Here is a 21,192-nt window from a genome sequence, read left to right as displayed (position 1 = left end):
GGGTCATGCTGTAATGCCGGCACCGCGCGCGATCGACCGCTTCCTGCCCGGACCGGTGCCACGTCGGCCGCTCGAGGCCGCTCCGGTGCGCTACTTGGCCGGGCCGGGCTTGGTCAGGTTCCAGGCCAGCGCGGCGGCGAGCAGGGCCAGCAGCACCACGCCTCCGGAGACGCCGCCGCCCTCTCCCCCGCTGGAGCGGTGGCCGGTGGCCCCGAAGTAGATGACCGCCAGCCCGGCGAGCACCGCGATGAACGTCCGCATTCCTCGGTCCCTCACGTCCCGGACGGTACGACCGTTACCCGCCGGTTCGGGCCGTTTCGCGGCGGATTCCCCCGGCCGGGTGGGTCATCCCATCGGGCAGCCGACGGCGGGACCGCGCAGGCGGACCCGGCGGATCGCCCGGTCGGCCACCTCCACCACCTCCGCGCTGAGCCCGGGTAACCGCACCGTCTCCCCCGGGCCGGTGGGGATCCGGCCCAGGCCGGCCAGGACCAGGCCGGCGACGGTGGTGTACTCACGGGACAGCGGGAAGGTCAGCCGCACCCCCGCCTCGGGCAGGTCGTGCAGCGGGAAGTCGCCGGGGAGCAGCAGCGCCCCGTCCGGCTCGCGGACCGCCTGCCGGACGTCTCGGTCGGCCTCGTCGTACAGCTCGCCGACCACCTCCTCGAGCAGGTCCTCCAGGGTGACCAGGCCGTCGATGCCGCCGTACTCGTCGACGACCAGGGCCAGCTGCTCGTGGCGCTGCCGCAGGTGACGCATGGCGTCGGCGACCGGCAGGGTGCCCGGCAGCAGCACCGGGGGGCGGGCCCGCTCACCCACGGTGGACCCGTCGGCGTCCACCAGGTCCCGGATGTGCACCACCCCGCGCACGTCGTCCAGGCCGCCAGGGCCGGTCACCGGCGCCCGGGACCGGCCCACCGCCACCAGCCGGCGCATCGCCTCCGTCGCCGGCAGGGACGCGTCCAGCACCGTCACGTCGCGGCGGGTCACCAGGATCTCCCGCAGCGTGCGCCCGGCGATGTCGAACGCCCCGGACAGGATCTCCCGCTGCTGCGCCGACAGCCCGCGCTGACCGACCAGCATCTCCCGCAACTCCTCCTCGGTGACCTCCTGCCGGCTGGCCCGCGGGTCCCCGCCGGCCAGCCGGACCAGCAGGTCGGTGGCCCTGCTGAGCAGCCACACCGCGGGGCGGGACAGCCGGGCCAGCAGATCCAGCGGCCCGGCGCTGAGCAGCGCCCACCGTTCCGCCGACTGCATGGCCAGCCGTTTCGGGGCCAGCTCGCCGACGACCAGGGTGACGAAGGTCAGCACCACGGTCACCAGCACCACGGCGACCGGGTGGGCCGCCCCGCCGAGAAAGCCCAGCGGCCCGACCAGCGGCTGCGCCAGCGACACCGCGGCGGCCGCCGAGGCGAGGAAACCCGCCAGCGTGATGCCGAGCTGGATGGTGGCCAGGTAGCGGTTCGGTTCCCGGGACAGCCGGGCCAGCACCGCGCCGGCCCGGCCGGTACGGCCCAGCCGGCGCAGCTGCCCCTCGCGCAACGTCACCAGCGCCATCTCGGCACCGGAGAGCGCCGCGTTGACCAGCACCAGCACCGCCACCAGGGCCAGCTGCCCGGCCATCAGTCGGTCTCCAGGTCGTCGAGTGAGATCGCGTGGGTCATCAGCCACCGGGCCAGCGCGGACATCCCGAACAGCCACAGCGGCGCCGACTCGGTCGTGCCGTTCGTGGCGAAGATGGCGAACCGCAGGTCCGGTGCCCGGTAGGCCTCGATCCGCCACCGGTGCTGTCTGTCCCGCCAGACCGCGGAAGGGTCCATGCCGTCACGGTAGGTGACCGCACGCCACGCCGGTGCCGCTTGGCGCAGCCGCCGCGCCCGGCCGGTCAGCCTTGCCGCTTGGCCCAGCCGCCCCGGCCGGTCAGCCGGGCGGGGCGACCACCTCGCGGGCGTCGTCCGGCAGCCGGCGGGTGGCGCCGCGACGGTCCAGCAGCTCCAGCAGCGGCACGGCCACCCGCCGGGTGGTCGCCAGCGCCTGCCGGGCGGCGCTCAGGGTGAACGGCTGCGGCAGCCGGGCCAGCACCCGGACCGCGTCGTCGAGGGCACCGGGCAGCAACACCACGTTGTCGGCGAGCCGGAGCAGGGCGCCGGCCCGCACGGCGGCGCCGATCTCCCGGGGGCCGAGGCCCAGGTCGGCCAGGTGGTGCGCCTCCGGGGCGAGGAACGGGCGGTCGCCGTACTCGGCGCGGACCCGCTCGACCGCGCGGGCGACCGGTTCGGGCAGCGCGTCGACCGGGGCGGCGCTGACCCGGCCGGCCCGCACCCGCAGCGGCGGCCGGACCAGCGCCTCCACCAGGGCCCGCTCCGGCAGGTCGAGGCGCCGGCGCAGCACGTCCACCGGCACGCCCGCCTCCAGCGGGTGCGCGCGGGCGTACCGGGCCACCTCCGCGGCGAGCCGCACCCCGAGGTCCCGCCAGTGCCCGGGGTCGGCCAGCCAGTCCCCCACCACCGGGGTCACCGTGACCGGCACCCCCATCCGGGTCAGCGCGCCGGCCCGCACCAGGCGTCGGCGGCGCAGCTCGCCGGCCAGGTCGGGGCGGCCGTCCAGGCCGGCGAGCACCTCGGCCCGGGCGGCGGCGGCGCCGCGCCGGCGCAGCGGCGGCGGATCCACGTCCAGCACCGTCACCCCGCCGGCGACGTGCCGCCGGCCTGGGTCGCGCAGCGCCGCCCGGTCGCCGATGAGCAGCGGCAACGGGCGGGCCAGCCGCAGCCGTACGGTGTCCGGCCCGAGCGGCCGGACCCGCGCCGGCACGGCGGCCGACCCGACGTGCAGGGTCAGGCTCGCCGGCAGGTCGGCGGCCGGATCACCCGCCAGGCGCACGTCGACCAGGTCGGTGCGGTGGAACCGGCCCGGGGTGAGCAGGGCGTCGCCGCGGGCCACCCGGTCCCGGGGCACCCCGCGCAGGTTCACCGCCACCCGGGACACCGCGCCCACCTCGTCCCGGGCGCTGTTGAGCGCGTGCAGGCCCCGGACCCGCACCGGCTCGCCGGCGGCGGCCAGCTCCAACTGGTCACCGACGCGCACCCGGCCGCCGCCGAGGGTGCCGGTGACCACCGTGCCGCTGCCCCGGATGGTGAACGAGCGGTCCACCCAGAGCCGCACCGGCGCGTCCGGCACCGGGTCGGGCAGCCGGGCGCCCAGCCGGTCCAGGGCGGCGCGCAGCTCCGGCAGGCCGGCTCCGGTGGCCCCGCTGACCGCCACGGCCTCCACCTCGCCGAGCGAGCTGGCCGCGATCTCCGCGCGGGCCCGGGCCAGCGCCGGGCCCGGATCGGCCAGGTCCGCGCGGGTCACCGCGAGCAGCCCGTACGACACCCCGAGCGCGTCCAGCGCGGCCAGGTGCTCGGCGGACTGCGGCATCCACCCCTCGTCGGCGGCGACCACCACCAGCGCGGCCGGGACCGGGCCGACGCCGGCGAGCATGTTCGGCACGAACCGTTCGTGGCCCGGCACGTCGACGAAGGCGACCGTGCCGCCCGAGGGCAGGGTGGTCCAGGCGAACCCGAGGTCGATCGTCATGCCCCGGCGGCGTTCCTCCGCCCACCGGTCCGGCTCCATCCCGGTCAGCGCCCGCACCAGGGTGGACTTGCCGTGGTCGACGTGCCCGGCGGTGGCCACCACCCACACGTCAACCACCGACCCGCAGGATCGCGGTCCGGACCCGCTCGTCCGCGTCGGCCGGCACGCAGCGCAGGTCGAGCAGGAGCCGGCCGTGCAGCACCCGGCCCAGGATCGGCGGGACGCCGGTGCGCAGCGCCTCGGCGTACCGCTCGGGCAGGCTCAACGCCCACGAGTCCAGCGCTACCCCGGGCGCCCCGCCGCCACCGACGACCGCGGCGCTAGGCACCACCTCGGCCTTGCAGCCGTCCTCGCCGAGCCGGTCGCGCAGCCGCTCGGTGCGCTCGCGCAGCATCGCCGGGTCGGCGTGCAGCGCCTCGCCGGTGGGCGTACCCGGTCCGTGCAGGGTGGCCGCGAGCGCGGCCAGGGTGAGCTTGTCGACCCGCACCGCCCGCGCCAGGGGGTGCCGGCGCAGCCGCTCCACCAGGTCGGCGTCGCCGAGCAGCAGGCCGGCCTGCGGGCCGCCGAGCAGCTTGTCGCCGCTGGCGGTGACCAGGTGGGCGCCGGCGCGCAGGGTGCTGGCGGCGTCCGGCTCGTCGGGCAGCAGCGGGTCGGGGGCGAGCAGCCCCGAGCCGATGTCCACCACCACCGGCACGCCGAGGGTGGCCAGCTCGCGAACGCCCACGGCGGAGGTGAAACCGCTGACCACGAAGTTCGACGGGTGCACCTTGAGCACGAAGCCGGTCCGCGGGCCGACGGCGGCGGCGTAGTCGGCGCGCGCGGTGCGGTTGGTGGTGCCCACCTCGCGCAGCCGCGCTCCGGTGCTGGCCAGCAGGTCGGGCAGGCGGAAGCCGTCGCCGATCTCCACCAGCTCGCCGCGGCTGACCACGATCTCCCGGCCGGCGGCCAGGGCGGTGGCCGCCAGGACCAGCGCGGCCGCGCCGTTGTTCACCACGTGCACGGCCGCGGCGGCGGGCACCGCGGCGGCGAGCGCGTCGAGGGCGTCCCGGCCGCGCCGGGCCCGCCGCCCGGTGCGCAGGTCCAGCTCCACATCGGTGTGCCCGGCCGCGGCGACGAGCGCCTCGACGGCGGCGGCCGACAGCGCGGCCCGGCCCAGGTTGGTGTGCAGCACGACGCCGGTGGCGTTGAGCACGGCCCGGGGAGCCGGCGCCGGCAGCCCGGCCAGCGCGGCGTCGCGTACCTCGTCGGGGCTGATCTCACCGCGGCGGGCCCGCTGCTGGGCGGCGACGACCGCGGCCTTGACCCGGTCGCGGCCGAGCGTGTCGACGGCGGCGGCCAGCCCGGGGTCGGCGAGCAGCGCGTCGGTGCGCGGCACGCGCCGCCGCGGGTCGACGTCACGCATCGGGTCTCCCAGGAACGGTTTGGCGGAGACGGACGGGAATCGAACCCGCCTGGCCCGGGTCCCGGACCACACCGGTTTTGAAGACCGGGAGGGGCACCAGCCGCCTGAACGCCTCCACCCCGCACTTAACCACATGCGAACTCCGGCCGCCCGGAGAGGACCGGACCCGCCCCGATCAGGGCCCGGGAGTCTGGAAGTGCGGTCGCGGGTCGCCGGCGGCGGTGGGCAGGCGGGTGACCGGCGGGAGCACCAGCGCGACGAAGGCGAGGATGCCGATCACCGTGAAGGGCAGGGTGTAGCTCTTGCCGCTGGCGTCGTAGAGCAGCGCGGTCAACAGTGGACCCACCACGCCGCCGATGCTCCACGCCACGATCATCGCCCCGTAGATGGCGCCGGCGTTCGGGGTGCCGAAGTAGTCGGCGGCCGTCGCCGGCATGGTGCCGAAGCCGCCGCCGTAGGCCAGGTAGACCAGCGCCGCGAGGACGGCGAAGAGCCAGAACGCGGATGCGTGCGGCAGGATCAGGAAGCAGACGCCCTGCAGCGCGAGCATGCCGATGAACGCGGGCATCCGGCCGATCCGGTCGGACAGCCACGCCCAGGCCACCCGCCCGCCGCCGTTGAACAGGCCGAGAACGCCGACCAGGCCGGCGGCGGTCGCGGCACTCACCCCGGCGACCGCCTGGGCCGCGTCGGCGGCCTGCGAGATCAGCGCGATGCCGCAGGTCACGTTGAGGGTGAGGATCAGCGTGAGCAGGTACCACTGCCGGGTCCGCAGCGCCTCGCCGAACCGGTAGACCCGGGTGCCGGCCACCGCCCGGCCGCCGACCGCCGGGGTGTAGCCCGGCACCTGGTAGCCGGCCGGCGGGTCCCGGAAGAACGACGCGCCCAGCAGCACCGCCACCAGGTAGGCGATGCCGAGCGGCAGGAAGACGCTGGTCTTGTGGTCGGTGCCGGCCAGCAACGCCTTCGCCACCGGCGCGGTGATCACCGCGCCGAACCCGAAGCCGGCCACCGCGATGCCGGTGATCAGGCCACGCCGGTCGGGGAACCACTTGCTGAGCATGGCGATCGGGGTGATGTACGCGGCGCCGAGCCCGATGCCGCCGAGCACGCCGTAGGTGAGCAGCAGCAGCCACAGCTGGTCGCCCGAGGACACCAGCGAGGCGAGCATGGTCCCCACCGCGTAGAGGATCCCGCCGCCCAGCGCCACCGGCCGCGGCCCCCGCCGGTCCTGGATGCGCCCGCCGATCAGGCTGCCGATGAAGATGGTCCCGATGGCCACCTCGAACGGCAGCACCACCTCGGCCTTGCTCCACCCGAACTCGGCCTGCAGCGGCTTGTTGAACACGCTCCAGGCGTAGACGGCGCCCAACGCGAGCTGGACCAGCACGGCCGCGACCACGAGCCCCCAACGGCCCCGGGTCGGTGGTCGATTCCCCCGCGGGTTCGCGGCTGTTGTGGCCATGAGCGGTACCCCCGTCGGCTCATGGGCCCGGCGCCCTCCCGGCTATCCCCCGCCGGGGCCGGCGCCCGACCCGCTGTGTGGATCCTGGCTGTCCCGTTCCCGCACCCGTTCCCGCTGCGGCACCACCGTGTACTTCGGGTCCCGCGCCGAGGCGACCCCGCCGTGGAAGATGCCGAACCGGGTGCAGACCGACGCGGCCAGCAGCGCGCCGCCGGAGAGGGCGGACAGCACCCGGCTGCGCCGGCCCATCAGCGCGCCGGCCAGCCCGGCCGCGGTCAGCGACCGGCCGGCGCGCAGCAGCCGGCCGGCGGTGCCGACGGCGTAGGGCTCGCTGAGCAGACCGAGCCGGTTCTCCACCCGGTGCGAGCCCCACAGCTCCAGGGCCGCGCCCGCCACCGCCATCCGCCGCGCCGGGCCGGCCTGGGTGGTCGGCGCGGCGATCAGCCCCACCCCGGCGCCGCTGGCCAGGGCGCTGCCGGCGAAGATGGCCGGCAGTTCCGGGTACGCCTCGTGCCACGACGGCACCGCCGTGTCGGCCAGCAGCACCCCGGTGTACGTGGCCAGGGCCGGCGCGGTCACCGCCGCGGCCAACCCGGCGGCCTGCCCGGCCGGCGGCAGCAGCCGGCGGCCCAGCCCGAGCAGCCCCCGCTCGGGCAGCAGCGGGGCGGCCTCGGCGACCGCCGCGACGCCGGCGGCCGGCCCGAAGGCGGCGAGGATCCAGGTGCCCACCGACATCGGCGAGGTCAGCTTCGCCACCCGCAGCATATGGTGGAAGCGGCTCGGCCGGCCGAGGTCGTGGATGAGGAAGTAGGTGCTGGCGCTGACCGCCGCCAGGGCGGTGACCCGGCCGGCGCGGCGCAACGCCGGCCGCCCGGTGAGCTGGCCGCCCGCCGCCAGCAGCGACGACCCGGCCGCCAGGCCGCCGGTGAACAGGTACGCGGCGATGTCCCACTTCCACACCGGCGCCTTGAGGACCGGGCGGCCGTAGTAGGAGGTGAACTCGGCCGGCGGCACGTTCACCTGCTCCCCGCCACCTCGGCCACCTCGGCGCCGGCGGGACGGGTCGGCCGGTTGCCCGGTGTGGCGCTGCTGGGCCAGGACCGGGCCGGGAGCCGGCGTCACCTTCGCACCTTGGCCGGTGTGCCGGCCCGGGCCGCCGAGCCGGTCCGGGCCGGCGACGGCCAGCCGCTCCCGGAAGCGGCGGAACAGCTCACCCACCGGACGGTCCGGGCTCACGACGACCCTCCCACGAACGCGGCGACGGCCGCCGCCGCCATGGCCAGCGCGGCCAGCCCGGCCCGCTTCCACATCTTCGGCAGGTCGCGGGTGGTCACCACCGGGTCCGGCGGCAGGCCGTACACCTCGGGCTCGTCGAGCAGCAGGAAGAACGCGCCGTCGCCGCCCACGCCGTCGGTGGGGTCGTGGCCGTACAGCCGGGCCTCCGGCACCCCCCGCTCGTGCAGCGCGGCGACCCGCTGCGCGGCGCGTTCCCGCAGCTCGTCCACCGGGCCGAACTGGATGGACTCGGTCGGGCAGGCCTGCGCGCAGGCGGGGGTCTGCCCGGCGCCGAGCCGGTCGTAGCAGAGCGTGCACTTCCACGCCCGGCCGTCGCCCTTGCGCTGGTCGATCACCCCGTACGGGCAGGCGGAGATGCAGTAGCCGCAGCCGTTGCAGATGTCCTCCTGCACCACCACGGTGCCGAACTCGGTGCGGAACAGCGAGCCGGTCGGGCAGACGTCCAGGCACGCGGCATGGGTGCAGTGCTTGCAGACGTCCGACATCATCAGCCAGCGGAAGTCGGTGCGCGACTCGGGGCCGGTGCCCCGGCCGGGCGGCTGCGCTCCGGGCATGCCGAGGAACTCGGGGCCGCCGGCCATCCGCGCGGCGGCCGCCGGCTGACCGGCGGGCATGCCGGGGGTGGTACCGGTGTCCGCCGCGGTCCCGGCGGCCACGGCGGCGCTCGCCGGGCTGACCGCCTCGCCGGTCGGGTTGCCCGCGAACGGCGCGGTCCGGTGCCCGGCCGGGCGGGGCTGCTCGACGAAGGCGACGTGCCGCCACGAGTTGGCGGTCAGCGCGCCGGTGTTGTCGTAGGACATGCCGAGCAGGTCGAAGCCCGAGTCCGGGACGCCGTTCCACTCCTTGCAGGCGACCTCGCAGGCCTTGCAGCCGATGCAGACGCTGGTGTCGGTGAAGAAGCCCAGCCGCGGCGGGGCGTCCACCCAGCCGGCCTCCGGCGCCGGGTCGAGCGGGCCGGACAGGCTGTTGGCCTCGATCATCAGCCCTCCCGTTCGGGTGCGTCGGTGGTGACGATCGGCGGGCGGCCCCCGGTCAGCCCGGCCCGGCGCCGGTAGTCGTCCACCAGCGCCAGCAGGGCCGCCCCGGTCGGGCGGCGGCCCGGCCGGATGTCGCAGGTGCCGACCTTGCTCTCCTGGATCAGCACGTTCGGGTCCAGGGTGATGCCGAACAGGTCGTTGACCGAGTCGCCGGTGACGATGCCCTCCCGGCCGAAGTGGTACGGCAGCCACACCTGGTGCACCACCCGCCCGTCCAGACGCAGCGGGGTGAGCCGGTCGGTGACCAGCACCCGGGCCTCGATCGCCGCCCGGCCGCTGATCAGGTGCGCCCAACCGAGGTGGTCCAGGCCGAGCTCGCCCGCCAGCTCCGGGGAAACCTCGACGAACATCTCCGGCTGCAGCTCCGCCAGCCGCGACACCATCCGGCTCATCCCGCCGGCCGTGTGGTGCTCGGTGAGCCGGCTGACCGTGAACACGTACGGGAAGACGTCGGTGTGCGACTGCGGCGGGCTCGGGTTGACGGAGTTCACGGGATGCCCGTAAACCTTGCGGGTCGGGTTGGCCTGCTGCCCGTACAGCGGATTGCGGATCGGCGACTCGGCCGGCTCGTAGTGCGTCGGCATCGGCCCGTCCTGCAGCCCGCTGGGCACGTACAGCCAGCCCTTACCGTCGCCCTGCATGATGAAGGCGTCGTCGCCGGCCAGCCCCTGCACGCCGCTGGCCCCCTCCGGCGGCCGGTACGTGGGCGGCTTCGTCTTCTCGAAGTCCGGCACGTCGTAGCCGGTCCACTCGGCCCGGTCGGCGTCCCACCACACGTACTTCTTCCGCTCGCTCCACGGCCGGCCGTCCGGGTCGGCGGAGGCGCGGTTGTAGAGGATTCGGCGGTTGGCCGGCCAGGCCCAGCCCCACTCGGCGGCCACCCAGTCCTGGTCGTGCCGGGACTTGCGCCGGGCGGCCTGGTTGACGCCGTCGGCGTACACGCCGGTGTAGATCCAGCAGCCGACCACGGTGGAGCCGTCGTCCTTGGCCTCGGTGAACGCCGACAGCGGGCGGCCGGTGGCCACCTCGTACCCGTTGATCTCCTTCAGCACGGCCTCCGCGCTCGGCTCGGCGTGCTCGCCGTGCGTGGGATAGTCCCAGGCGAGGTCGAGCACCGGGCGGTCCCGGTGCCGGTCCGAGGCGGCCAGCTTCTCCCGGATGATCCGCCCGAGGTGGAAGAAGAACCACAGCTCGGAGCGGGCGTCCGCCGGCGGGTCGAGCGCTTTCTCCCGCCACTGCAGCAGCCGCTGGGTCTGGGTGAAGGTGCCCTCCTTCTCCACATGCGAGGCCGCAGGAATGAAGAAGACCTCGGTCCGGCACTCCTCCGGCACGATCTCGCCGGTCTCCACCTCGGGGCTGTTCTGCCAGAACGTCGCGCTCTCGATCATGAACAGGTCGCGGACGACCAGCCAGTCCAGGTTGGCCATGCCCAGCCGCTGCGCCTTGCCGTGCGCCGAACCGACCGCCGGGTTCTGGCCGAGCAGGAAGTAGCCCTTCACCTTGCCGTCGATCATGTTCAGCACCGTCTGGTACGTCCCGTGGTCGCCGGTCATCCGGGGCAAGTAGCCGTAGCAGAAGTCGTTCTCCGGCGTGGCCGCGTCCCCCCAGTACGCCTTGAGCAGGCTCGCCCCGAACGCCCGCGCACCGGACCAGAAGCCCTTCTGCCCGGGGTGCCGGATGGCGTCCACCCAGTCGGTGAACGTCGTGTGGTGCGTGCAGTGCGGCATCGGCAGGTAGCCGGGCAGCAGGTTGAACAGCGTCGGAATGTCGGTGGAACCCTGGATGCTGGCGTGCCCGCGCAGGGCCAGCACCCCGCCACCCGGTCGGCCCATGTTGCCCAGCAGCAACTGGATGATCGCGCCGGTGCGGATGTACTGCACGCCCACGCTGTGCTGGGTCCAGCCCACCGAGTAGATCAGCACCCCGGTGCGCTCCCGGCCGGAGTTCTCCGTCCAGGCGCGGGCCAGCTCCAGGAACTTCTCCCGCGGGATGCCGCAGGTCCGCTCCACCATCTCCGGGGTGTAGCGGGCGAAGTGCCGCCTGAGGAGCTGGTAGACGCAGCGCGGGTGCTGCAACGTCTCGTCCCGCTGCACCTGACCGCCGACCGGGATGCCGTGCGACTCGTGGCGCAGGCCCGCCGCCACGTCCCGCTCCTCGTGGGCGGCCCGGTAGCCGGTGGTGTCCTCCTGGCCGGCGTACTGCCAGCTGCGCTGGTTGTACGCCTCCGTGCCCGGGTCGTAGCCGGAGAAGAAGCCGTCCAGGTCCTCGGTGTCGGCGAACTCCTCGCTCACGATCGTCGCGGCGTTGGTGTACGCCAGCACGTACTCCCGGAAGTCCAGCTGGTTGTCCAGGATGTAGTGCACGATGCCGCCCAGCAGCGCGATGTCGGTGCCGGCCCGGATCGGCAGGTACGTGTCGGCCAGCGCGCTGGTGCGGGTGAACCGGGGGTCGACGTGGAAGACCTTCGCCCCCCGCAGCTTGGCCTCCATCACCCACTGGAAGCCCACCGGGTGGGCCTCGGCCATGTTCGAGCCCTGGATGATGACGACGTCAGCGTTGGCGACATCCTGCTGGAAGACCGTCGCGCCACCGCGACCGAAGCTGGTCCCCAGACCGGGGACGGTGGCGGAGTGTCAAATCCGCGCCTGGTTCTCGATCTGTAGTGCGCCGAGCGCCGTGAAGAGCTTCTTGATCAGGTAGTTCTCTTCGTTGTCCAGCGTGGCGCCGCCCAGGCTGGCGATGCCCAGGGTGCGGTTGAGCGGCCGCCCGTCCTCGTCGGCGTCCTCCCAGGTGGCCTCGCGGGCCGCGATCACCCGGTCGGCGATCATGTCCAGCGCCGTGTCGAGGTCGAGATCCTCCCACTCGGTCGCGTACGGCCGGCGGTAGCGGACCGTGGTCTGCCGCAGCGGGCTGGTGACCAGGTTCTTGCTGGCCGAGCCCTTCGGGCAGAGCCGGCCGCGGGAGATCGGGCTGTCCGGGTCGCCCTCGATCTGGGTGACCTGGCCGTCCTTGACGAAGACCCGCTGCCCGCAGCCCACCGCGCAGTACGGACAGACCGAGCGGGCCATGTGGTCGGCGGTCTCGGTGCGCGCGGTCAGGGCCGCCGAGCGGGCCGACTGCGCCGCCGCGCCCCGGCCGAGCGGGTCGGTGCCGGTGAGCTGCCGGTAGACCGGCCACCCCTGGATGAAGGTCTTCACACCCATCCCGGAACACCCCCTCCCGGCTGCGGAAGCTGACATTCGCACCCTAGGCCAGCGCCGGCCCGCCCGCGACCCGAGCGGCGATACCTCCCTCGACCCAGCGCGGCCGGCCGGGGCACGCGGCCCGCCGGGGTGTTCCACTGCCGAAACAGCGGCGCCCCGGCCGGATGGCCGGGGCGCCGCTGGGCGTCGGTGTGCAGGTCGCCTCTCGGCGAGTGGCGCGACGCGGCTCCAGCCGGACGGTATTCCGCGAAGGCAAATTAGGTGAGGCCCGGGGACACTGGTCACACCGACGCTCTGCACAACGGTACGGGGTCCGTTCCTCTTCCGCTGGCGTCCGGTGACGGCGGTCACGGCGCCCGACGTGCGGCGGGAAAACGACGGACAGGGGTTACCCTGACACCATGCCGGCCGTCACCAGCGCGCACCTCGCCCGTCCCGGGCGTCCCGCCGTGGTGCCCCGCACCCTGGCCGAGCTGACCGGCCCGACCCGCGGCGTCGTGGAGCTGCCGGTACGGCTGATGTGGAGCAGCGAGCGGGTCTTCGACCTGGCCGACCCGGACGACCTGCTCTGGATGTATGAGAACGTGCTGCGCGAGACCACCCGGGTCGACGACCTGCGGACCCTGGTCAACGCCCGGACGCTGCGCCGGGTGTGGCGGCGGCTGAACCTGCCCCGGGGCGTCCGGCTGGCCTGGGAGAGCCGGCACCGGGGTCTGCGTACCGCGTGACCCACCTGCACGACTTCTACCGCGAGGTGGCCCGGGTGGCGCTGGCCGCCGCCGGTCCGCACCGCTTCGTGCTCGGCGGCGGGGTGGCCTGGGCGGCGCACGGCCTGGTCACCCGCCCCACCGAGGACGTGGACCTGTTCGCCGACGTGGAGGGGGCCGCCGCCGCGGCGGCGGCCGGCGTGCGGGCGGCCCTGGAGCGGGCCGGCTACCAGGTGGTGGACGCCGACCCGGACAGCGAACTGGGCGAGCTCTTCGACGGCTTCGACCGGGACATGCGGGACTTCGTGGTCAGCCGGGACGGCCGGCAGATCCGGCTCAGCCTGGCCCGGCTCGACCGGTACCGCAGCCCGGTGGTGATGGACCTCGGCCCGGTGATGGACGTCCGCGACCTGATCGCCAACAAGACCGCCGCCCTGGTCAACCGGCGGGAGGTACGCGACTACATCGACGTCTCCGCGGCCCTGGACCGGTACGCGGTGGCGGAGCTGCTGGAGCTGGCCCGCCAGGTGGACCCGGCGCTGGACCTCGAGGACGTCCGGGCGGCGGGCCGCTACCTGGACACGGTCCCGGACCGCCGGTTCACCCGGTACGGCCTGGACGCCGCCCGGATCGCCGAGGTGCGCCGCCGGATGGCGAGCTGGCCCCGCTGACGTGCGGCCCGGCCGGCCGGAGCTACCGTCCAGCGGCGTTACCCACGCCCCAGCCGCCCGAGGCCGGCGCACGACCAGCCGCCAGGCCGCCGGCGCTCGCCCAACCTCCGGGCGGCCGGCCCACGACCGGCGGCCAGGCGGCCGGTCCACATCCGGCGGCCACGCGGCCCGCCGGGAGAAGCTCGGCCGCCGGCCTGGGAGCGGCCGCCACGACGTTCCGCCGCCCGGTCTCCGGCGGATCCGGCAGGACGTGCACTCGACAGCGATATGCCCCTGCGACATATTCATGCCGCAGAGGCATATCGCCGAAAAGTGGTGCGATCTCGCGATGCTCCGTGTCGCCCCTGACGGGCGGGCCGAGCGAAAACCCGGTGCGACCCCTCCCGCCCGTCTCCCCGCGCCCGCCGGCCCGGCGGGCTCACCGGGTGAGCTTGCCGCCGGTGACGCCGAGGATCTCCCCGGTGACGTAGCTGGACTCCTGGGAGGCGAAGAAGACGTACGCGGGGGCCAGCTCGGCGGGCTGGCCGGGGCGGCCTAGCGGGGTGTCGGTGCCGAACTGCTTCACCTTCTCCGTCGGCATGGTGGCGGGGATCAGCGGGGTCCAGATCGGGCCAGGCGCCACCGCGTTGACCCGGATGCCCCGGTCGGCCAGATCCAGCGCGAGGGCCTTGGTGAAGTTGGCGATGGCCGCCTTGGTGGTGGCGTAGTCCAGCAGCTGCGGCGACGGGTTGAACGCCTGGACCGAGGTGGTGTTGATGATGGTCGACCCGTCCTTGAGGTGCGGCAGCGCCAGCCTGCAGAGCCAGAACATGGCGTACACGTTGGTCTTGAAGACCCGGTCGAACTGCTCGGTGCTGATCCCCGCGAGGCCCTCGTCCTGCGACATCTGGAACGCGGCGTTGTTGACCAGGATGTCAATGCCGCCCAGGTCGGCCAGGGCCCGGTCGATCAGGTTCCGGCAGTTCGCCTCCTCCCGCACGTCGCAGCGGACCGCGACGCCCTTGCGGCCGGCCTGCTCGACGATGCTCACCGTCTCCCGCGCGTCGGCCTCCTCCTCGTCGCCCAGGTAGGAGATGAGCACGTCGGCGCCCTCCCGAGCGTAGGCGATGGCGACCGCCCGGCCGATCCCCGAGTCACCGCCGGTGATGACCGCGCGCTTGCCGGAGAGCCGGTCGCTGCCCCGGTACGACTCCTCGCCGTGGTCCGGTTTCGGGCCCATCTCCTGCTCGGAGCCGGGCGCGGACTGCTGCTGCGGCGGCTGGCCCTGCTGCTGGCCGTACTGCTCGGTGGGGTCCTGCCGGGTGTACTGGTCCTCGCTCACCGGGGTCTCCTTCGCCTCGCTGCGGTGCGTCGGGACTGGCCCTACCCCCGGGCCGGGCCGGGAAACGACCGGCCTGCGACCGACGTGTTACGCCCGGTGGCCCGCCGGCGCTGGTGCAGTGAAACACCTCGGGGCGAGGTGGCGCCGGTGACCCCGCGGTCGTTATGGTGCGCAACGGCGCCCACGAGGCGCATCCACCCCCATGGAAAGGCACGTCATGACCTCCTCCTCCGGCGCCTCGCGCCGTCAGGTGCTGGCCGTCGCGGCCGCCGCCGCGACCGCGCCCCTGCTCGCCGGCGCTCCCGCCCAGGCCGCCGGGGCGACGGCCAAGGAGCCGAAGACCTGGGACCTGACCGTCCTGGGCACCTCGGACACCCACGGCAACGTCTACAACTGGGACTACTACCGCGACGCCGAATACGACGACAGCAAGCAGAACGACGTCGGCGTCGCCAAGCTGGCCACCCTGGTCAACCAGATCCGCGCGGAGCGCACGGGCAAGGCCACCCTGGTGCTGGACGCCGGCGACACCATCCAGGGCACCCCGCTGGCCACCTACTACGCCAAGCAGGAGCCGATCACCAGCACCGGTGAGACGCACCCGATGGCCAACGCCATGAACGTGCTCAGGTACGACGCGGTCACCCTCGGCAACCACGAGTTCAACTACGGCCTGCCGCTGCTGGCCACCTGGATCGACCAGCTCGGCTTCCCGGCGCTGGCCGCCAACGCGATCAACGAGAAGACCGGCAAGCCGGCCTTCCTGCCGTACGTGATCAAGGAGGTCCGGCTCGGCGGGCACGGCGCGCCCAAGCTGAAGGTCGGCATCCTCGGCCTGACCAACCCGGGCGTGGCCATCTGGGACCGCGCCAACGTCGAGGGCAGGCTCGTCTTCGCCGACATGGTCGCCACCGCCGCCAAATGGGTGCCGGTCATCCGCGAGCGCGGCGCCGACCTGGTCATCATCTCCGCGCACGGCGGCGACAGCGGCACCTCCAGCTACGGCCCGGAGCTGCCGAACGAGAACCCGGTCGCGCTGATCGCCGAGCAGGTCCCGGGCATCGACGCGATCCTCTTCGGCCACGCCCACAACGAGGTGCCGGAGAAGTTCGTCACGAACAAGGCCACCGGCGCGCAGGTGCTCACCTCGGAGCCGTCCAAGTGGGGCCAGCGCCTCACCCGGATGGACTTCACGCTGACCCGGGTCAAGGGCCGCTGGCAGGTGGTCGCCAAGTCGGCCACCACCCTGAACACCAACACGGTGGTCGAGGACCCGGCGGTGCTCGCGGCCGTGCGCGGCCAGCACGCCAAGACCGTGGGGTACGTCAACACGGTGGTGGCCCGGTCCCTCGAGGAGCTGTCCACCGTCGAGTCGCGGTACAAGGACACCCCGATCCTGGACTTCATCAACCACGTCCAGGCCGAGGTGGTCGCCGCGGCGCTCGCCGGCACCGCGTACGCCGACCTGCCGGTGCTGTCGCAGGCCTCGCCGTTCAGCCGGACCGCGGTCTTCCCGGCCGGCGACGTACGGATCCGGGACGTGGCCGGACTGTACGTCTACGACAACACCCTGGAGGCGGTCGTGATGACCGGCGCCGAGGTGAAGGCGTACCTGGAGTACTCGGCGAAGTACTTCAAGACGTGGGCCGCCGGCCAGATCATCGACCTGGCGAACATCAACGACCCCAACGTCCCGGACTACAACTACGACGTCATCTCCGGGCTCGACTACGACATCGACATCGCCAAGCCGGTCGGCCAGCGGATCACCCGCCTGGTCCTGCCGGGCACCGACACCCCGGTCGCCGCCGACGCGCAGTTCGTGGTCGCGGTGAACAACTACCGGCGCAGCGGTGGCGGCAACTTCCCCGGCATCGTGAAGACCCAGGTCTACAACCAGCAGCAGGAGATCCGCCAGCTGCTGATCGACTGGGCGCAGGCCAAGGGCGAGATCCGGCCGAAGGACTTCTACGTGCCGAACTGGAAGCTGGTCCGCGACGGCGTACCGGTCTTCTGATCCCCACCACCGTCGACGGGCTCCGGGTGCCGCACCCGGGGCCCGTCGGCCGTCTCCGGCACGGGCTTCAGCCGGCCCCGTGCCGCAGCGTCCACTCCTCGGGGTCGCCGGCCGGTTCCGGGCGGTCCCGGCGCGGATCCGTCTCGGTCAACGCCACCCGCTCCTCGGGACGGACCGCGGGCGGCAGCTCACCGAAACGCACATGCCGCAGGAACGCGTACTCCTCGTCCGTGAACGATTCCGTCGGCTCGCTCATGACCGACATTGTGCGCCCGCATCAACGCCGGCGGGAGGGGTAAGCGCGCCGGACCGTCGACGAGGTGGAGGCGAACGATGCGCGCGGTACGGTTGACCGCTCCCGGGGTGCTGGAACAGGTGGAGGTGCCCACCCCGACCCCCGGCCCCGGCGAGGTGCTGGTACGCGTCGGCGCGGTCGGCGCCTGCCACTCCGACCTGCACATCCTCGACGCGCCGGCCGGGCTCTTCCCCACCCCGATGACGCTCGGCCACGAGATCGCCGGCACCGTGGACACGCTCGGCGACGGCGTGTCCGGCTGGTCCCCCGGCGACCGGGCCGCGGTGTACGGGATCATCGGTTGCGGCCACTGCCGGGCCTGCCTGCGCGGCAACGAGAACCAGTGCCGCGTGGTCCCGGTCGGCGGTATCGGGCTCAGCCGTGACGGCGGGCTCGCCGAGTACGTGGCGGTGCCCGCCTCCCGGCTGCTGCGCGTGGGCGACCTGGACCTCACCCAGGCGGCCCCGCTGACCGACGCGGGGCTCACCCCGTACCACGCGATCGAGCTGGCCCGGGAGAACCTGCGACCGGGAACGACCTGTGTGGTGATCGGGATCGGCGGGCTGGGGCACATGGCGGTGCAGCTGCTCGTGGCGACCACCGCGGTGCGGATCGTCGCGGTCGACACCAGCGTCGCCGCGCTGGACCTGGCCGCCCGGCTCGGCGCGCACGACGTGGTGCAGGCCGGGCCGGACAGCGTCGACCGGATCCGGGCGCTGGTCGGCTCGCCGCCCGACGGGGCGGACGTGGTGCTCGACTTCGTGGGGGCCGACCCCACCCTGACCACCGCCCGGCAGGTCGTCGCCACCGGCGGCCAGGTGCTGCTGGTCGGTCTCGCGGGCGGCACGCTGCCGGTCCGCCCGGTCGCCGACGAGCCACCCACCCTGCCGCTGGAGACCAGCGTCGAGGTGCCGTTCTGGGGCACCCGCGCCGAACTGCGCGAGGTGATCGCACTGGCCCGCGACGGCGTGCTCCGCGCCGACGTGCAGACCTTCCCGCTGGCCGAGGCGCCGGAGGCGTACGACCTGCTGCGCCGCGGCGAGATCCACGGCCGGGCGGTCATCGTGCCCTGAGACCGGGGCCGGGCCGCCACGGCGGAAGCCGGTCCACCAGGGCCAGGCCGGCCCGGACCGGCCAGCGGGCGAGGGTCCGCTCGAAGCTGGTCCGGCCGTGGCAGAACCGGACGAACATCCGCCAGCCCGGCGGGCTGGCCAGCAGGGCATGGAACACGTCGGGCCGCCGCTCGAAGACCGCCAGCAGCCGGTGTCCCGCCCGCATCGCCGGCACCAACTGGCGGTGCACCTCCCGCTCGTAGGCCGCCAGGTCGCCGCCCGCGACCGCCTCGCCGGCCAGCCGCCCGGAACGCAACGCGTAGCTGATCCCCTCCCGGCTCCACGGCTCCAGCAGACCCGCCGCGTCACCGGCCACCAGCACCCGGTCCCGGCGCAGCGGCGCGTCGTCGGCGCGGCACCGGGTCAGGTGGCCCGAGTCGTGCTCCGGGGTGACCCCGGACAGGCCCAGCCGGGCGACGAAGTCCCGCAGGTAGGCCCGGGTCCGCTCGCCCTCGCCCCGGGCCGCGATGACGCCGACGGTGAGCCGGTCGTTCTTGGGGAAGACCCACGCGTACGACCCGGGGACCGGCCCCCAGTCCAGCAGCACCCGGCCACGCCAGCGGTCCTGCTCGGCGCGGGGCACCGGCAACTCCAGCTCCAGCCCCAGGTCGACCTGGCGGAAGGTGACCCCGACGTGCCGGGCGGTCACCCCGGAGGAGCCGTCCGCGCCGATCACCGCCCGGGCCCGCAGCACGTTCCCGTCGGCCAGTCGCACGCGTACCCCGTCGGGGTCCTGCTCGACCGCGCGGACCGCCACGCCCTCGCGGACCTCGGCCCCGGCGGCGATCGCGGCCACCCGCAACCGGTCGTCGAACTCCTCCCGGCGCACCATGGCCAGCAACGGACCGGAGTGCCGGCGGGTGAAGGCGCGTCCCCCGTCCCGGGTGACCGTGACCCGGTCGACGTGGTCGTCGGCGGGCACCTCCATCCGACCGGCCACCTCGGCCAGCGACGTCCCGATCAGGCCACCGCCGCAGGTCTTGTAGCGCGGATGGGTGGCCCGCTCGACCACCAGGGTGCGGACACCGGCGCGGGCCGCGGCATGGGCGGCGGAGAGGCCGGCGGGCCCACCGCCGACGACGACGAGATCCCAGATGATCACTGATGCAGCCTAGGGCAACGGCCGGCCGGAACGCCCGGCGCGCCGCGCCGGGCGGATCCCGCGAACGGGTGGGCATCATCGGACGCCGGAGGGGTAACCGCCGGGCGCAGACCGCCCGCCGGTCGGGCGGATCACCCCGAGGAGGGAAAGATGCCACAGGTACGGCTGTCCGCGGTCGAGGAACGGGTCTACCAGGCGGTGGCCGCCCTGGAGGTGCGGGGCCACGTCCCCTACCCCGACACGATCGCCGAAGAGACCGGAATGTCCGAGGAGGAGCTGCGCGAACCGCTGCACCAGCTCACCGAGCGGGGCCTGCTGCACCGGGAGGACTCCCCGATGGCCGGCCTGGACTTCGGTCCCCGCTGGTGCGCCCGCCAGCCGGCGTGATCCGCCCGGTTTGCCCCACGGGCCGCCGGGTAGCGATCGGGGATGCGTGATCGACGGTCCCCGGAGAGCACGGTGAGCGCGGACCGGTCGTCGACGCCGGCGGACCTACCCGCCGGGTACGACGGCCGGCGGCGCTGGCAGGCACTCGGCGTCGGCCTCGTCGCCGCGTTCATGACGCTGCTTGACGTCAGCATCGTCAACGTCGCCGTGCCCTCGATCGACCGGGCGCTCCACGCCACCCCCAGCGACCTGCAATGGGTGCTGTCCGGGTACGCCCTCACCTTCGGCCTGGTGCTGGTGCCCGCCGGCCGCTTCGGCGACGCCCGGGGCCGACGGATCGGCTTCGTGGTGGGGGTGACGCTGTTCACGGTGACCAGCGCGCTGGCCGGCCTGGCCCGCTCCCCGGAATGGCTGGTGATCGCCCGGCTCGTCCAGGGCGCCGCCGCCGGCATCGTCAACCCCCAGGTCAGCGGCGTCATCCAGCAGCTGTTCCGGGGCGCCGAACGGGGGCGCGCGTTCGGCCTGCTCGGCGCCACCATCGGCATCTCCACCGCCGTCGGCCCGCTGCTCGGCGGGCTGCTCATCCAGCTCGGCGGCGAGGAGCACGGCTGGCGCTGGGTCTTCTTCGTCAACATCCCGGTCGGCATCGTCGCCGTCCTGCTCGGCTGGCGGCTGCTGCCCGGCCGGCCCACCGGGCAACCCGACCGGCACCGCCTCGACCCCGTCGGCGTGCTGCTGCTCGGCATCGGCGTGACCCTGGTGCTGCTGCCGCTGGTGCAGCGGGAACAGTGGCAGACCCCGTGGAAGTGGATCCTCATCCCGATCGGGCTGGCCTTCCTGGCTGCCTTCGCCGCCTGGGAGCGCTGGTACGCCCGGCACCGCCCACCCCTGTTCGACCTGCGGCTGTTCGCGCTGCAGTCGTACACCCTCGGATCGCTGATCGGCCTGGTCTACTTCGCCGGCTTCACCGCGATCTTCTTCATCTACACCCTCTACCTGCAGGTCGGCCTCGGCTACAGCGCGCTCGCCGCCGGCCTGGCCATCACCCCGTTCGCGCTCGGCTCGGCGGCCGCCTCCGCCGTCGGCGGCCGGGTGGTCACCCGGCTGGGCCGGCCGCTGGTCGCCACCGGCCTGCTCGTCGTCGTGGCCGGCCTGCTCGCCACGTTCTGGGTGCTGCGCGGCGAACCGCACCAGTCGGTCGGCCTGCGTACCGCCCTGCCGCTGCTGCTGGCCGGCCTCGGCAGCGGCCTGGTCATCGCGCCGAACCAGACCCTCGCCCTGTCCGAGGTGCCGGTCCCGCAGGCAGGCAGCGGCGCCGGCATGCTCCAGACCGGACAGCGGATCGGCTCCGCCGCCGGGATCGCGGGGGTGGGGGCGCTCTTCTTCTCCACCCTCGCCGACACCCGGGGCGACTGGGCGACCGCGTTCCGGCACGCATTGCTGCTGGCCGCCGGGATCATCGCGCTGGCGCTGGTGGCCGCGATCCTCGACATCGCCGGGGGGCGGCGGGCGGGACGGGCTGCTGCGGGGCCGTCGGCGGCGGGGTCCTGAGCGGGTCTGGTTGCGGCTTCGTGCTGGTTGCGGCTTCGTGCTGGCTGCGG

18 protein-coding genes and 1 tRNA gene are annotated in these 21,192 nt (G+C 74.4%); 6 read left to right on the top strand and 13 right to left on the bottom strand.

The window, feature by feature from the left end; all coding sequences use genetic code 11:
- Positions 1 to 90: 90 nt before the first annotated feature.
- The 10 genes from LQ51_RS32375 to fdh form a co-directional block, all read right to left on the bottom strand.
- Complete coding sequence (locus LQ51_RS32375) at positions 91 to 276, bottom strand: hypothetical protein (protein WP_082159654.1); 186 nt, start codon at positions 274 to 276, stop codon at positions 91 to 93.
- A gap of 69 nt (positions 277 to 345) precedes the next feature.
- The gene (locus LQ51_RS26140) at positions 346 to 1,623 is read right to left on the bottom strand and encodes a hemolysin family protein (protein ID WP_046570211.1); all 1,278 of its coding nucleotides are present in this window, start codon (positions 1,621 to 1,623) and stop codon (positions 346 to 348) included.
- The gene (locus tag LQ51_RS26135; RefSeq protein ID WP_046570210.1) at positions 1,623 to 1,820 is read right to left on the bottom strand and encodes a hypothetical protein; all 198 of its coding nucleotides are present in this window, start codon (positions 1,818 to 1,820) and stop codon (positions 1,623 to 1,625) included. Before LQ51_RS26135 ends, LQ51_RS26140 begins: the two co-directional genes overlap by 1 nt.
- A 100-nt stretch (positions 1,821 to 1,920) precedes the next feature.
- Entirely contained in the window at positions 1,921 to 3,684 is a 1,764-nt protein-coding gene (selB, locus tag LQ51_RS26130; protein ID WP_046570208.1) for a selenocysteine-specific translation elongation factor, read from the bottom strand.
- Position 3,685: 1 nt separating this feature from the next.
- Positions 3,686 to 4,978 (bottom strand): L-seryl-tRNA(Sec) selenium transferase, encoded by a 1,293-nt coding sequence (selA, locus tag LQ51_RS26125; protein WP_046570206.1) that lies wholly within the window; start codon positions 4,976 to 4,978, stop codon positions 3,686 to 3,688.
- A gap of 20 nt (positions 4,979 to 4,998) precedes the next feature.
- Positions 4,999 to 5,094: transfer RNA gene (locus LQ51_RS33000), tRNA-Sec, on the bottom strand.
- Positions 5,095 to 5,153: 59 nt separating this feature from the next.
- Positions 5,154 to 6,443, bottom strand: coding sequence for an L-lactate MFS transporter (locus LQ51_RS26120; RefSeq protein ID WP_046570204.1), 1,290 nt, complete (start codon positions 6,441 to 6,443; stop codon positions 5,154 to 5,156).
- A gap of 42 nt (positions 6,444 to 6,485) precedes the next feature.
- Positions 6,486 to 7,463 carry an NrfD/PsrC family molybdoenzyme membrane anchor subunit gene (gene nrfD / locus LQ51_RS26115; protein WP_369799897.1) on the bottom strand — a complete coding sequence of 326 codons (978 nt, stop codon included), beginning with the start codon at positions 7,461 to 7,463 and terminating at the stop codon, positions 6,486 to 6,488.
- A gap of 212 nt (positions 7,464 to 7,675) precedes the next feature.
- On the bottom strand, positions 7,676 to 8,719 hold the full coding sequence (locus tag LQ51_RS26110) for a 4Fe-4S dicluster domain-containing protein (RefSeq protein WP_046570198.1): 1,044 nt from the start codon (positions 8,717 to 8,719) through the stop codon (positions 7,676 to 7,678).
- Positions 8,719 to 11,979 (bottom strand): formate dehydrogenase, encoded by a 3,261-nt coding sequence (gene fdh / locus LQ51_RS26105; protein WP_255352255.1) that lies wholly within the window; start codon positions 11,977 to 11,979, stop codon positions 8,719 to 8,721. Before fdh ends, LQ51_RS26110 begins: the two co-directional genes overlap by 1 nt.
- A 401-nt stretch (positions 11,980 to 12,380) precedes the next feature.
- On the opposite strand from fdh, the gene LQ51_RS26095 reads away from it, so the two are divergent.
- Positions 12,381 to 12,707 carry a hypothetical protein gene (locus LQ51_RS26095; RefSeq protein ID WP_046570191.1) on the top strand — a complete coding sequence of 109 codons (327 nt, stop codon included), beginning with the start codon at positions 12,381 to 12,383 and terminating at the stop codon, positions 12,705 to 12,707.
- Positions 12,704 to 13,357 carry a nucleotidyl transferase AbiEii/AbiGii toxin family protein gene (locus LQ51_RS26090; RefSeq protein WP_046570189.1) on the top strand — a complete coding sequence of 218 codons (654 nt, stop codon included), beginning with the start codon at positions 12,704 to 12,706 and terminating at the stop codon, positions 13,355 to 13,357. The genes LQ51_RS26095 and LQ51_RS26090 overlap by 4 nt, the downstream gene beginning before the upstream one ends.
- A 418-nt stretch (positions 13,358 to 13,775) precedes the next feature.
- On the opposite strand, the gene LQ51_RS26085 is transcribed toward LQ51_RS26090, so the two are convergent.
- Positions 13,776 to 14,678, bottom strand: a complete 903-nt coding sequence (locus LQ51_RS26085) for an SDR family oxidoreductase (protein ID WP_046570188.1) — start codon at positions 14,676 to 14,678, stop codon at positions 13,776 to 13,778.
- A 217-nt stretch (positions 14,679 to 14,895) separates the two neighbouring features.
- On the opposite strand from LQ51_RS26085, the gene LQ51_RS26080 reads away from it, so the two are divergent.
- On the top strand, positions 14,896 to 16,695 hold the full coding sequence (locus tag LQ51_RS26080) for a bifunctional metallophosphatase/5'-nucleotidase (RefSeq protein WP_046570186.1): 1,800 nt from the start codon (positions 14,896 to 14,898) through the stop codon (positions 16,693 to 16,695).
- A gap of 67 nt (positions 16,696 to 16,762) precedes the next feature.
- On the opposite strand, the gene LQ51_RS26075 is transcribed toward LQ51_RS26080, so the two are convergent.
- A complete protein-coding gene (locus tag LQ51_RS26075; protein ID WP_231605889.1) occupies positions 16,763 to 16,951 on the bottom strand; it encodes a hypothetical protein in 189 nt (62 codons plus the stop codon).
- A gap of 77 nt (positions 16,952 to 17,028) precedes the next feature.
- Between LQ51_RS26075 and LQ51_RS26070 the strand changes: the two genes are divergently transcribed.
- Positions 17,029 to 18,063, top strand: coding sequence for an NAD(P)-dependent alcohol dehydrogenase (locus LQ51_RS26070; protein WP_046570182.1), 1,035 nt, complete (start codon positions 17,029 to 17,031; stop codon positions 18,061 to 18,063).
- On the opposite strand, the gene LQ51_RS26065 is transcribed toward LQ51_RS26070, so the two are convergent.
- Entirely contained in the window at positions 18,050 to 19,204 is a 1,155-nt protein-coding gene (locus LQ51_RS26065; RefSeq protein ID WP_046570180.1) for a geranylgeranyl reductase family protein, read from the bottom strand. The two genes, LQ51_RS26070 and LQ51_RS26065, sit on opposite strands and share 14 nt — an antisense overlap.
- A 150-nt stretch (positions 19,205 to 19,354) precedes the next feature.
- On the opposite strand from LQ51_RS26065, the gene LQ51_RS26060 reads away from it, so the two are divergent.
- Positions 19,355 to 19,591 carry a sigma-70 family RNA polymerase sigma factor gene (locus tag LQ51_RS26060; protein WP_046570178.1) on the top strand — a complete coding sequence of 79 codons (237 nt, stop codon included), beginning with the start codon at positions 19,355 to 19,357 and terminating at the stop codon, positions 19,589 to 19,591.
- Positions 19,592 to 19,633: 42 nt separating this feature from the next.
- Entirely contained in the window at positions 19,634 to 21,142 is a 1,509-nt protein-coding gene (locus LQ51_RS26055; protein ID WP_156313232.1) for an MFS transporter, read from the top strand.
- The last annotated feature ends 50 nt before the right edge of the window (positions 21,143 to 21,192 follow it).

Source organism: Micromonospora sp. HK10 (assembly GCF_000982955.1).
GTDB lineage: Bacteria > Actinomycetota > Actinomycetes > Mycobacteriales > Micromonosporaceae > Micromonospora.
Note: the sequence above shows the minus strand (reverse complement) of the source record. Positions and strands in the feature narration are given on the sequence as shown.

Coding starts and splice junctions, on each gene's coding strand:
- LQ51_RS26140 (WP_046570211.1), bottom strand. CDS start 1,623: ATGGCCGGGCAGCTGGCCCTGGTGGCGGTGCTGGTGCTGGTCAACGCG.
- LQ51_RS26135 (WP_046570210.1), bottom strand. CDS start 1,820: ATGGACCCTTCCGCGGTCTGGCGGGACAGACAGCACCGGTGGCGGATC.
- selA (WP_046570206.1), bottom strand. CDS start 4,978: ATGCGTGACGTCGACCCGCGGCGGCGCGTGCCGCGCACCGACGCGCTG.
- LQ51_RS26120 (WP_046570204.1), bottom strand. CDS start 6,443: ATGGCCACAACAGCCGCGAACCCGCGGGGGAATCGACCACCGACCCGG.
- LQ51_RS26110 (WP_046570198.1), bottom strand. CDS start 8,719: ATGATCGAGGCCAACAGCCTGTCCGGCCCGCTCGACCCGGCGCCGGAG.
- LQ51_RS26095 (WP_046570191.1), top strand. CDS start 12,381: ATGCCGGCCGTCACCAGCGCGCACCTCGCCCGTCCCGGGCGTCCCGCC.
- LQ51_RS26080 (WP_046570186.1), top strand. CDS start 14,896: ATGACCTCCTCCTCCGGCGCCTCGCGCCGTCAGGTGCTGGCCGTCGCG.
- LQ51_RS26075 (WP_231605889.1), bottom strand. CDS start 16,951: ATGAGCGAGCCGACGGAATCGTTCACGGACGAGGAGTACGCGTTCCTG.
- LQ51_RS26070 (WP_046570182.1), top strand. CDS start 17,029: ATGCGCGCGGTACGGTTGACCGCTCCCGGGGTGCTGGAACAGGTGGAG.
- LQ51_RS26060 (WP_046570178.1), top strand. CDS start 19,355: ATGCCACAGGTACGGCTGTCCGCGGTCGAGGAACGGGTCTACCAGGCG.
- LQ51_RS26055 (WP_156313232.1), top strand. CDS start 19,634: ATGCGTGATCGACGGTCCCCGGAGAGCACGGTGAGCGCGGACCGGTCG.